At 60.4% G+C, this 12,369-nt stretch carries 8 protein-coding genes; all 8 read right to left on the bottom strand.

Translation table 11 applies throughout. The features are described from left to right. Positions 1-3: 3 nt before the first annotated feature. On the bottom strand, positions 4-954 hold the full coding sequence (locus DYST_RS19195) for a DUF58 domain-containing protein (RefSeq protein WP_239947609.1): 951 nt from the start codon (positions 952-954) through the stop codon (positions 4-6). An 8-nt stretch (positions 955-962) separates the two neighbouring features. Then, on the bottom strand, positions 963-1,943 hold the full coding sequence (locus DYST_RS19190) for an AAA family ATPase (protein WP_239947607.1): 981 nt from the start codon (positions 1,941-1,943) through the stop codon (positions 963-965). 31 nt (positions 1,944-1,974) lie between these two features. Continuing rightward, positions 1,975-4,485 carry a fused MFS/spermidine synthase gene (locus DYST_RS19185; RefSeq protein ID WP_239947605.1) on the bottom strand — a complete coding sequence of 837 codons (2,511 nt, stop codon included), beginning with the start codon at positions 4,483-4,485 and terminating at the stop codon, positions 1,975-1,977. Between the two features lie 140 nt (positions 4,486-4,625). Then, a complete protein-coding gene (locus DYST_RS19180; RefSeq protein WP_239947604.1) occupies positions 4,626-6,260 on the bottom strand; it encodes an arylsulfatase in 1,635 nt (544 codons plus the stop codon). A gap of 593 nt (positions 6,261-6,853) precedes the next feature. Next, complete coding sequence (locus DYST_RS19175) at positions 6,854-8,524, bottom strand: arylsulfatase (RefSeq protein ID WP_239947602.1); 1,671 nt, start codon at positions 8,522-8,524, stop codon at positions 6,854-6,856. A gap of 96 nt (positions 8,525-8,620) precedes the next feature. Next, on the bottom strand, positions 8,621-9,586 hold the full coding sequence (locus tag DYST_RS19170) for an HAD family hydrolase (protein WP_239947600.1): 966 nt from the start codon (positions 9,584-9,586) through the stop codon (positions 8,621-8,623). A 391-nt stretch (positions 9,587-9,977) separates the two neighbouring features. Further along, positions 9,978-10,610, bottom strand: coding sequence for an NADPH-dependent FMN reductase (locus DYST_RS19165; protein ID WP_239947598.1), 633 nt, complete (start codon positions 10,608-10,610; stop codon positions 9,978-9,980). A 204-nt stretch (positions 10,611-10,814) separates the two neighbouring features. After that, positions 10,815-12,344 (bottom strand): CehA/McbA family metallohydrolase, encoded by a 1,530-nt coding sequence (locus DYST_RS19160; RefSeq protein ID WP_239947596.1) that lies wholly within the window; start codon positions 12,342-12,344, stop codon positions 10,815-10,817. Positions 12,345-12,369 lie beyond the last annotated feature (25 nt).

Below are 12,369 nucleotides of genomic sequence, written 5' to 3'. Positions count from 1 at the left end.
CGGCTAACCCCGCATCTGCGCAAAGTGACCGAGCAGGCGCGCCACCTGCAACAGCGTAGGCTGCTCGGTATCGATCGCCAGCGTGGGCACGCCGCAGCGCTGCACCAGCTCCACCGTCTGTTGCAGACGCTGCTCGAACATGGCGCTGAGCGGCTCGCGGATGGTCTTGCGACCGAAATCCAGCTCCACCTGCAACTCGCCCTCGGTCACGACAATCTTGCCGCTATCGGGCACGGCGCGCGCCGAAGGATCGAACACGAGTGCGGCGATGACGTCGTTGTGCGTGGCCAACTCGCGGATGAGCTGCAGGGTTTCTTCATCCGCCCCGAGGAAGTCGCTCACGATGAAGACCAGGTAATCGTGGGTCGCCAAATGGAGCGCAGCACGCAACGCACCGTTCAATTGTGCCGGGTTGATGCGCGTGGAGCTGTCGGCGCGAAGCGCCTGGTTGCTGCGCGCCAGTGCACCCAATACGGCCTGGAGACTCGAACGGCTGCGTCGCGCGCGCAGGCTGTGGATCTCGCTGTCGTCGAACACCACGGCGCCGGCGCGGTCCCCCGCCTGAAATGCCATCCAGGCACCCAGTGCGGCCACTTCCGCCGCTACCACCGATTTCATCGCGCGACGCGTGCCATAGAACATCGACATGCGTTGATCCACCACGATCAGCGCGGGCCGGTCGCGCTCCTCCGTATACGACCGTACCATCGCATGCCCGACACGCAACGATACCTTCCAGTCGAGGTGGCGTACGTCGTCGCCGGGCACGTAAGCGCGAATCTCCTCGAAATTGAGTCCACGCCCTCGCAGCCGCGAAGCATGCCGCCCGGCCAGCACGCTGTGATGGGGACGATGCGGTGTGGCGCGCAGGCGGCGCGCGTCGTACTCCATGCGCGCCAGATGCGCGGGAGTGACGTAAACGGTGCCGACGTCGCTGGCCTCTACCGTGGTCATCGATGGCCTCAGGCCGGCACGGCCACGAGTTCAAGGATCTTGTCGATCACCTGATCGGCATGGATACCTTCTGCGCTGGCGTCGTAGGAAAGCATGATGCGGTGACGCAGCACCGGATGGGCCATCGCACGCACGTCATCTGGCGTTACATGGTCGCGACCCTCCAGCCACGCGTGGACGCGCGACGTGCGCTCCAGTGCAATGCCGCCGCGCGGGCTGGAGCCAACCTGGATCCAGGTTGCCAGCGTCTTGTCGTACTGGTCCGGATGCCGCGTGGCATCGACCAGGGCCATGATGTATTGCTCGATGGTCGGAGCCACATGCAGGCCATGGATCTCACCACGCGCGTCGAAAATGCTTGCTGGCTCGATGCGCGTGATCGTCGCACCAGCAGCGCTGGACGAGCCACCCACCTCTTCGCTGCGTACCAGTTTCAGCACGCCGACCTCGCTGTCACGGTCCGGATAGTCCACCAGCACCTTCAACAAGAAGCGGTCGAGCTGAGCCTCTGGCAGGGGATACGTACCTTCCTGTTCGATGGGATTCTGCGTGGCCATCACGATGAACAGATCGGACATCTTGTGCGTGGTTCCCGCCACGGTGACCTGCCGTTCCTCCATCGCTTCCAGCAACGCCGCCTGCACCTTGGCCGGTGCGCGGTTGATCTCGTCGGCCAGGATGACGTTGCCGAAGATGGGCCCAGGTTGGAACTGGAAAATGTTCTGACCGCCCTGCTGATGCAACACTTCCGCACCAGTGATGTCCGAAGGAAGCAGATCGGGTGTGAACTGGATGCGGCGCATCTCGGTATCAAGATGCTTCGCCATGCTCTTGACTGCCCGGGTCTTGGCGAGACCGGGCAAGCTTTCCAGAAGCAGATGCCCGTTCGCCAGCAGGCCGACAATCATCTGCCGGATCAAGTCCGTCTGCCCGATGATGGACGCTTCCATCTGCGTCTGCAGGTTTGACATGGCCTCTTTGGCGTTCATGTGTCTTCTCGGCTCCCTTGCCTAGCGTGCATCACGGACCGCCACCGGCAATCCAGCGGTAATACGGGTTCTGGCCATCTGCCTGCATCACCAAGCCCAGTGCTTCGGACCATTGGTCGCGATCACCCTGGTAGGCCGCCAACCCGGAGGCGTAAAACGTGAAAAGCACATCGCGCTGGCGGTGCATGGCTTCGATCAGTTCGGGGCTCGCGCCGCGTAGCGGCGGTTCCGTCCGCAGCGCCACCAGTTCGGGAAGCACTCGAACCAACTCGTTGCGTCGCACCCAGGTCGCGTACTCGATGCTTGGATGATCGTCGGTGACGGGTGGCGTGCTTCCCGCATAGCGCTCAAGACCGGCGCGATCAGTCACCCAGGTCGCCAACAACGCCGCTGGCGAACTCACGCCGACCTCACCCAGCGCACCGGCGACGGACGGCTGATTGAAACGCTGCTCAATCCGCGACGCGTCGAGTTCGATCGGGTCGTTCGAGCCGACCAGCAACATTTCGTGCAGTTCAGTCGTCCACAGCGTGGCGTGGGGAAACGCATCGAGGAACGCCCGCACCATGGCGCGAGAATCTTCGTCGTTCTGCGTCGGCAACGGCCACCACTGTGCCAGCACACCCCCTGGCGCAAGTCGCCTTGCCGCCAGTTGGTAGAAATCTCGCGAATAGAGGTTTACCACGCCTGCCGCCGAGGGTGGCGGCGGCTCCAGCGTGATCACGTCGTAGCGCTGTTCGCTGGCCAGCAGCTCGCGTCGACCATCGCGTAGCCGGATATCCAGGCCGTGGTCCTGTCCCGCCCCGTAGTTGCCCTGAAACTGCGACGCGGCGCGTACCACGGCCGGCAGCAACTCCGCACAGACGCGTGTGGAGAGGCCCGGGTACTGCGACAAGGCACCGGCTGTAATACCCGTCCCGACCCCGATCACCAGGCCCGAGTGTGGCTCCCCACGATGGATGATCAACGGCAACAGCGCTTGCAGTCGCATGTAACGCAGCGAAGGCAAGGTGTCTCCCGAGTTCGATACGCCCTGGATATACAGGCGATGAAATATGTGATCGCCCTGCCCTTGCGCCAACACAGCGACCGTACCGCCTCGGCTTTCCTCGTAATAGGTGATCTCTCCGCCGCGGCTCTGCGTTAGGAGACTGGCCAGCTTTTGCGGAGGCGTCAGCACCGCAGCGGCCATAGAGCACACGGTCACCGCCACCACGGCCCAGCGAGCCCGGCCGCGCTGCGGGGATCCTACGAACACGGCCACCAGACCAACCAGCGCTGCCAGCATCGCCAGTAGCGCGAGCGACCGCACAAGCCCAAACGTCGGCACCAGCAGGAAACCCGTCAATGCCGTACCCGCTATGCCACCAAGCGTGTTGAAAGCGAGCGCCAAGCCGACGCTTTGGCCCGTATTGTCGGCGCGGGCAGAAAGGCGAAGGACCGCGGGAAAGGCGGCGCCCAACAGCAGGGTGGGAATCAACACGATCACGCTTGCCGCTGTCGCAAAGCGCGCACACATGGAGGCTAGTCGACTGCCTGTTATCGACATCACCAGATTTGATGCCTGGCCTTGCAACGTCGGCAACCAATCGCCAAGCAGGCTTACCTGCAGCAATGCCGCAAAACCGGCGAGAGCGATCAGGACCCCGAAAGCCGCCCAGCCATTACGAACGCGATCGGCAAAGCGCGCATATATCGCGCTACCCGCCATCAAGCCAATCAAGTAAACAGCGAGCATCATGGCAAACGCAAACGAACGCGTACTCATGAACTGCACCACGGTTTGCGACCACACCACTTCGTAGCCAAGCGCGATGCCACCGGCAATGGCGTAAAGCGCAAGCGCCATACGAGCCGACTGGGGAGTTACCCCCTGATTCGCAACCATGGATGGCGGTGGCTCCAAACGACGGTCCAGCGCCAACGCCACTAGCGCGGCCAGCACATTGACCGCAGCGGCCACCCAAGCAGAACCCTGCACACCCAATGCAGGAAGTAGCAGGAAGGGCGCGGCCAACACGCCGAACACCGCACCCGCAGTGTTGGCTGCGTAAAGGCGACCGCCTATGCCAGCCACACTGTCGCGTGCAGCCGTACGCACGAGAACCGGCAGCGTGCCGCCCATGGCAACCGCCGGCACGCCAACCAGAAGAAAAGGAAGCGACCACGCGAGCCAACCCATCTGCTGCTCAAGCGTGGCGAACAAAGAGGCGCTGTGCGCCAGCAAGAAAGTCGCGGCCACGCCGAGAACGGCAACCGCACCTTCCAGCCATGCATAGAGACGAAGTGGGTGTTCAAGGCGATCCGCCTTGCGTCCGAACCACGCCCCACCCAGAGCCAGACCAGCGAAGAAAGCACTTACTGCAATGGTGACGGCATAGACCTCGACGCCGACCACCAATGAAAGCTGTTTGATCCAAAGCAGCTGATAAACCAGCGAGGCCGCTCCGGAACCAAAGAGAAGCAGTGCCGGCACAACGCCTGTCGTAGAGATGGCAGGTGTGGCCACAAAGGCTTGTTTTCCAACACGGGGAGGTTTCATGGCAGGCATGCAACTCGCGCGAGGCTGGTTCTTCCGGAGTATAGAGAACAAACAGCGCGCCACTGACTACTTAAGTAAGAATGACCGGTATCGAAAAGAGGACGCGAGTGATAATTGGATCACTCGCGTCCAACAGGCAGTTACTTGCCTTGTTTCTGCTGCAGCTCACGCTTCAGCGCATCGGTCGCCTGGTCGATGGTGAAAGTCGCCGGGATCTGACTAGGTGGATACTCCTTAAACGTCTGCAACATCTGGGTGGCACGCATCACACCTTCGGCGCCCAGATAGACGTTCTCCGTCTCCCAACCATAGTAGCCATTGGTTGGGCCGACATCGGCACGCTCGTACGGGTCCATCCTCAAGTTGAAGATCTTCGGTACGCGCAAGCAAACGAATGGTTCCATCCAGATCTGCAGCCCGCCTGGAGCGCGCTGCTCGCAGAACTCGACCTTCCACGCTGTAGGCACCTTCCCTCCCGGCGTTATCGTATCGAAACGCACTGCCATCACCTGTGCATCGTCGTTGAAGTAGAAGAACTCCTTGCGAGGCCCTTCGTTGGTTTTGCCCGTGAGGTAGGGAAGGAAGTTGTAGCCGTCCAGGTGCACCTTGAAGTTCTTGCCTCCGACGCTGGTGCCCTTGAGCAGCTTGTTGGTGATGTCCGAATCGCCGGCTGCAGCCACCAGTGTCGGGAACCAGTCAAGGCCGGAAACTAGTGTATTGCTCACCGTATTCGGCTTGATGTGCCCAGGCCAGCGCACCATGGCCGGCGAGCGATAGGCGCCCTCCCAGTTGGAATCCTTCTCGCTACGAAACGGCGAGGTGGCGGAATCTGGCCAAGTGAACTCGTTCGGGCCGTTGTCGGTAGTGAAGACCACGATGGTGTTCTTGGAAATACCCGCTTCTTCCAGCGTCTGCAGCAGCTTGCCGACGTTCTGGTCCATTTCCCACATGCCATCGGCGTACATCTGACCCTTGCCGAGACCCGCCTTGCCCTCGTATTCCGGGCGCACATGCGTGAACACGTGCATGCGCGTGAAGTTCATCCACATGAAGAACGGCTGCTTAGCATCCGCCTGCTTCTTGATGTAGGAGACCGCCGCACCGGTGGTCTCGTCGTCGATCGTCTCCATGCGCTTCTTGGTCAAGGGGCCCGTGTCCTCGATCTTGCCGTCCGCATAGGAATGGATCACGCCACGCGGGTTGTAGTGAGCAAGGAACCCGGGGTTGTTCGCCGGCCAATAGGGACGCTCGGGTTCCTCTTCCGCATTGAGGTGATAGAGGTTTCCAAAGAACTCGTCGAAACCATGCTTGGTCGGCAGGAAGCGATCCTGGTCGCCCAAATGGTTCTTGCCAAACTGCGCCGTGCCGTAGCCCATCGACTTCAGCACCTGAGCGATGGTGACGTTGCTGTCCTGCAGGCCCACTGGCGCACCCGGCAAGCCCACCTTGGACAGGCCAGTGCGTAGGACGTTTTCGCCCGTGATGAAAGTGGAGCGCCCAGCCGTGCAGCTGTTTTCGCTGTAGTAGTCGGTGAAGATCATGCCTTCACGGGCAATGCGATCGATATTAGGCGTGCGATAGCCGGTCATGCCCATCGAGTAGGCACTCAGATTGGAGATGCCCACGTCGTCGCCAAAGATGACGAGGATGTTCGGCTTTTCATTGCCAGCAGACGCGTCGTCCGCCGCGGACTGCGCCTGGACGGCGGGTGGCTGCATGGCAAAGGCAGCAACGCCGATCACGGTCGTCGCAATCATCGCCGTGAGTGATCTCATCAAAGTACTTCGCTTCCGTGATGGAAACATGCTTGTGCTCCTGATTGGACTTGACCGCGCCATGCAGCCAACGTCGATGCATCCCTTCCTCCTCCGGGAACCGACGAGCCAGTGAAGATCCAACGACACCGCCCACGAAATCACTTTGTCACCATGAGCAAGGTGATCAAAGTTCCTCGAACGAAAGAAGGTCGACTAGAGTGCCCAAGCTCAGCGATGCGTGACATCGCTCAAACCCTCAACGCCGTGTAGGGTTTTTGCGCAACGCTCGGTGCTTCGCGAAGCGGACGCGAAAAGCATGCGCGGTCACAAGAGATATCCTGCGCAAAACAGGAAACATCTCACTCACGCCAAGCTATGCCACCGGATGGACTCAACGCTTTCGTTCGGCATCGCGATGCACGCGTTGAACATCGAAAGGAGCATCAGGAGTATGGATGACAATCCAAATAGCCGTCTGTACTAGCAGCTACTCATGGGGCTTCTGCGGGCCACGACCAGACCATCTTCAAAAGAAAACGCCAACCGATATCCTCGACTGGCGTTTGCTTGGAGCTCTCTATGCCACTTCCCTGTGGCCACTTCGCGGGCGATTACTTGCCCTGCTTTTCCAACTGCATCTTTAGGGAGTCGATTGCCTTGTCGATGGTGAACGAGCCGGGCGACTGGCTCGGCGGATAGTCCTTGAAGGTCTGCAAGAACGTGGCGGCCCGGCGGGTACCGTCAGCGATCAGGTAAACGTTCTCGGTCATCCATTGTTCGTAGCCCGTCGTCGGACCGATATTGGCCCGTTCATACGGATCCATTCGCAGATTGAATAGCCGTGGCACGCGCAGACACACAAAGGGCTCCTGCCAGATATCCAGGCCTCCTTGCGCTTTCTGTTCGCAGAAAACGGTTTTCCATGCGTCGGGTCTCACACCACCCGTCTCGATGGGATCCCAACGCACAGCCACCATTTCGGCATCATCGTTGAAGTAATAGAACTCTTGCCTCGGCGAGACATTCGTCTTGCCGGTCAGATAGGGCAGGAAGTTGTAGCCGTCCAAATGGACTTTGAAAGTCTTTCCGCCGATGCTGTCTCCCTTAAGCAGCTTGTTGGTGATATCGGGATCGCCGGCGGCTGCCACCAAGGTGGGGAACCAATCGAGGCCAGAGATCAACGCGATACTCACCGTGTTGGGGCGAATGTGCCCGGGCCAGCGAACCATTCCCGGCACACGGAAGGCGCCCTCCCAATTGGAGTCCTTCTCACTCCGGAAAGGTGTATTGGCGGCGTCAGGCCAGGTGAAGAAGTTCGGACCATTGTCCGTGGTGAAAACCACGATGGTGTTCTTGGCGATGCCGGCATCATCGAGCGACTTGAGCAACTTGCCCACGTTCTGATCCATCTCCCACATGCCATCGGCATATTCATGCCCATCGCCCAATCCGGCCTTGCCTTTGAATTCGGGCCGCACATGGGTGAAGACGTGCATACGCGTGAAGTTCATCCACACGAAGAACGGCTGCTTGGCATCGGCCTGTTTCTTGATGTAGGAGATCGCGGCGCCTGTCGTCTCGTCGTCGATCGTCTCCATGCGCTTCTTGGTCAGCGGGCCGGTATCCTCGATCTTGCCGTCCGCGACACTGTGTATGACGCCGCGAGGATTATAGGACTTGAGGAACTCCGGGTCGTTCTTAGGCCAGTACGGACGCTCCGGCTCTTCCTCTGCATTGAGGTTGTAGAGATTGCCGAAGTACTCATCAAAACCGTGCTTGGTCGGCAGGAAGCGATCCTGGTCGCCCAGGTGGTTCTTACCAAACTGCGCCGTGCCATAACCCAGCCCCTTGAGTGCCTGAGCAATGGTGACGTCACGATCCTGCAAGCCTTGCGGCGCACCGGGTGCGCCCACCTTCGACAAGCCCGTGCGCAACACAGTCTGGCCCGTGATGAAGGTTGAACGGCCAGCCGTGCAGCTGTTCTCACCGTAGTAGTCGGTGAAGAGCATGCCCTCGCGGGCGATACGGTCGATGTTGGGCGTGCGGTAGCCGACCAGACCCATGGAGTAAGCACTCAGGTTCGAGATACCTACGTCATCACCGAAGATGACAAGGATGTTCGGCTTGCCGTTGTCGGACGATGACTCCTGCTGATCCTGTGCCGGCGGCTGTGCTTTTGCCACGGGTGGCTGGAGAGTGACGGCGGCCACGACCAGCAATGCTGTCGTGACTACCGTCGTCAGTGATTTCAACAAGGTACTGCGCTGCCACGGGCGAAACATGGGAACCTCCAGGTGTACACGACTGCGCGGGGCAGCCAACGGGGACCACATCGTTCAATCCGCAACGGCGCACACGGGCGGCGCCGTCGTATTGCGCTACTGCTTTTCTGCGGGATAGATAACCTTCCAGTCTTGCTTCATGTCCACTACGGTCCAACCCTTGGCCGTGGCTTCATCCAGCGCCTTATCGAGCGTACCGACTGGCGACTTCCGGTCGTAGGCGTATTCGCGCGCGGCATCGGTGTGATGCACCAGCCCCGCGAAGCGCGCGCCATCGCCCGACGTCGCCCACTCGAGCATCTGCTGATCGCCATCGGAGTTACCGAATGCAAAGATGGGCTTGCGACCGATGAAGCGTTCAATACCGACCGGCTTGCCTGCGTGGTCGTCGACAAGGGCCACGTTGGCCTCCTTGATCAATACGGGCTGACCATCGCGCAACTCGTACTTGAGCTCGGCCTCGCTGCCAATCACCTGCTCAGGCGGGACGCCATACACGGCCTCAGCCCAGGCGCGCATGAAGTCCTGGCCACCGCCGGAAACGATGTAGGTCTTGAAGCCGTTCTCGCGCAGGTAGTGAAGCAGCTCCAGCATGGGCTGGTAGACCATTTCGGTGAACACACGGTGCGTCTTCGGATGACGCGCCGTGGACACCCACTGGTTGACACGCCGCGCGAATTCCTCGGTGGACATACCCGCATGCGTGGCTGCCATAAGTTCAATGGCACCTTTCTCGCCTGACGCAGCCAGCCCTTTCATGTCGCCGGCCAGCGCAGATTTGAAGGGTTCGGTTGTCTTCCACTCCGGATGTTGCGGGGCCTGAGCCTTCACCTGATCCAGTACGAAGAAGAACTCGAAGTAGATGGGCTGCTCCGTCCACAAGGTGCCGTCGTTGTCGAATACGGCGATGCGTTTGGCTGGTTCGACGAAATCGGGCGAGCCCGGCTTGGTGACCTTAGTGACGAAGCTTTCGATTTGCTGCTTGGTTCCACCGTCGTTCCAGGATGGCAACGGATCCTGCGCGGCCATACACGCGTTGGCCCACACCAGCGCCAAAAGCATGCATAGCGATCCCCAACACGCCTTCCCGTTCTTTCGTGCCCCTACCCTGCTTATGTCAGAGCGATATGCCGCATACATCCACACTTCTCCCGATATCCTGACTCCATCGCGACAACCGGCCAGGCCTTTCCTGGCCACCGCCGCGATGCATGAAGAACACGCCCGACGGACTGTGCCCGAGCTACGCGCGCTGACGATGCGCGACAATTCTCACGGTCGCGGATTTGGACGGCACTGACAATTCGAGAGACTACGTAGGTGCGCTAAGCAAAAATACGGTAGTGCATGAAGCGAACACCATGCGCCGCACGGTGTCACCGCGTGAGGGGCGAGTGAAAGTGGATTTGCCACATGATGGTGCGCACCGACTCGGCAACCACCGACAAACGCCCTACAACCGGCCCAGCGACCTTGCCTCGATGGCGGCAGCAACTTCGGACAGGAAGTCCGTGATCTGCGATGCGTAGCCGGGTTCACGCATCAGCAGCGCGATGTCCTCCACCGACTTGCCGACCAGCGGCAGGCGGAGGAACACCTGGGGAAGGAAGCCGTCACTGACCGTCCCGAGCACAACCCTGAGCGAGGCCAGCATGTCGTCACCGCGGTGTGAGGCGTGGGCGAGCGCAATCGGTTTACCAATGATCTCGTAGCGAGAAACCATCCAGTCGATGGCATTCTTCAAGCCGCCGGGAATGGCCCTCACGTACTCCGGGCTGGAAATAATGATGCCATCCGCGCCGGCGATGCGACTCAGAAAATCAATCACTGCCATCGGCGTCCGCTCTCCTTCCAGATCGGGCGAAAACACGGGCAACGTATCGAGCCGGTGAAACACCGACACGTCCACGCCGACGGGAGCAAGGCCTCTCATCGCCATGAGCAACGTGGTGTTCGTGGATTCCTGGCGCGCGCTACCTGAGATAGCTAAGAGCTTCATATCGGCCGGGTCCTGAACAGGGCAATCGCGGAAGGCACCGGATAAAACACCGGTAAGCGGCACCGCTTTGCACAAACGGCCACGCATTATAAAGATACGGCGCCTCTCCGTTCCATGACGCCTTTCCCGCCGGAGGCTTCCAGCTCGTTCGTTCGACCTGGAAGCCACTCGCGCGGGTATGTCACGCCTCTGGCGTCACCTCAGGCAATGTCCATATCCAACCGAAGAACGACCTCTCCGGCCCGTAGAAGCGGAAGAAAACTCGAAGGAAAGAGACGGATCGGCGCGCACTCAGTTGATGTAAATCGGATTACCAACGATCAACAAGGCTCCACCCGCATCACGCACGTTCGCGCGAATCCAGTGGCGCTTGCCGTCGCTTGGCCAATCAAATGACAACGTCTGCTTTGCCCCGTGAATAGCCAAGTTCTCCTCTGGCTCAAAGAGTTTGCCGTCCATGATGATTTCTGCCTTTGCCTGGTCCATCGCGGTCGCATGCATGGTGACGCGAACGGTGCTTCCAGCGGATGCACTCAACGCGTCGCCCATCTCGGCCGCCTGATTGCCCACGCTCGCCACCATGTCGAACAGACGATCGCGACTGCCTTGCACATCGATGAAGACGTGACCCGCACGAATGGCGTCGAGAATCGCCTTCATCGATAACTCGCTGGCATGCACCACCGTCGTCGGCAGACCGATCGCCGTGCTTCCGCCAGGAATGGGCAGCGCCACCTTCGCGCTGTGGTTGTCGCTGCCGCCGATGCCGGTGAGGTGGAAGCCTTTATTCAACTGGTCTTGCCAAAAAGGGATGCCGGTGTAGGTCGGACTGAGCGCGTCCATTCCGTTTACTGCTTCGATGGCTTGCACGCGCCGCATATCTACCGGCTTTGAGGGCGTCCAACCGCAGCCCATGCAAGTTTCATCATTCGGGCGGATGGGGTGATTGATGGAAAGCACACCATGCAAGGTCGCTGCTTGCGCCAGCAGCGCGTTCCAGTCCGGTACGGGTACGCTGCCGAGGCGAAAATCCAGCGGCTCCGTGGTACCAAAAAGATTGGCGTGGCCTTCAAACGTCGTGATCTCGCGCGCAGGAATCAGCAGCAATCGGTCGAAGTACGGCTGCAATTCGCGGATGTCGTTGGCCTGCGATACCGTGTTGTGATCGCTCAGCGCGATGAAGTCGAGCCCGCGTTTGGCCGCATCGTCCACCGTAAAGAACAGCGGGCACGGCGCACGTGCGCCCCCACTTTGCGTAGGACAGCTTCCGTCGCTGTGAGCGCCATGCATATGAAGATCACCGCGATACCAACCCGCCTCCTTGCGCAGCGGTGGGTTGAGCACGGCAGGCAACCATGCGGGATCGCCCGGATGGCCGAACCAGATCTTGGCGGTGAATTCCGCTTTCGATGCCGGGCGGATATTGGGGATGCCGAGCAGGAGTGCCCAGCGGCCGGGCTGAATCGGACCGGGAGCGAAGGATGGCGTGGCATCGATGGCACCCACGGTAAAAAGCTGTTTGCTTCCACCCGTCCACCCACGGAGGCCCTGCTGGCCGTGAAAGCCTGCCGGATCTATCAGTCCAAGATCGACGGTGGTGTGCTCATCACGCCCTGTGGATTCAAACTGCACAGTGATGCGATTGACACCCTCAGGCACCTTGAACGGCACCTCGCGATAGGTATGGTCGTCGGCGCCTTGCAACTGGCCGCGCAGCACGACGTCCGGCGCAGTATCCGTGGCGCACGCCACGCCGATAACCGCCAGCCAGAGTGCGGCCAGCGCCAGAAGCCGATGACGACAAAGTGAGCTTTTATGCATGGCTTTCTTCCTGTAGCAGGAAAAC

It is taken from the genome of Dyella terrae (assembly GCF_022394535.1).
Lineage (GTDB): Bacteria > Pseudomonadota > Gammaproteobacteria > Xanthomonadales > Rhodanobacteraceae > Dyella.
Note: the sequence above shows the minus strand (reverse complement) of the source record. Positions and strands in the feature narration are given on the sequence as shown.

Coding starts and splice junctions, on each gene's coding strand:
- DYST_RS19195 (WP_239947609.1), bottom strand. CDS start 954: ATGACCACGGTAGAGGCCAGCGACGTCGGCACCGTTTACGTCACTCCC.
- DYST_RS19190 (WP_239947607.1), bottom strand. CDS start 1,943: ATGAACGCCAAAGAGGCCATGTCAAACCTGCAGACGCAGATGGAAGCG.
- DYST_RS19185 (WP_239947605.1), bottom strand. CDS start 4,485: ATGAAACCTCCCCGTGTTGGAAAACAAGCCTTTGTGGCCACACCTGCC.
- DYST_RS19180 (WP_239947604.1), bottom strand. CDS start 6,260: ATGAGATCACTCACGGCGATGATTGCGACGACCGTGATCGGCGTTGCT.
- DYST_RS19175 (WP_239947602.1), bottom strand. CDS start 8,524: ATGTTTCGCCCGTGGCAGCGCAGTACCTTGTTGAAATCACTGACGACG.
- DYST_RS19170 (WP_239947600.1), bottom strand. CDS start 9,586: ATGCTTTTGGCGCTGGTGTGGGCCAACGCGTGTATGGCCGCGCAGGAT.
- DYST_RS19165 (WP_239947598.1), bottom strand. CDS start 10,610: ATGCGTGGCCGTTTGTGCAAAGCGGTGCCGCTTACCGGTGTTTTATCC.
- DYST_RS19160 (WP_239947596.1), bottom strand. CDS start 12,344: ATGCATAAAAGCTCACTTTGTCGTCATCGGCTTCTGGCGCTGGCCGCA.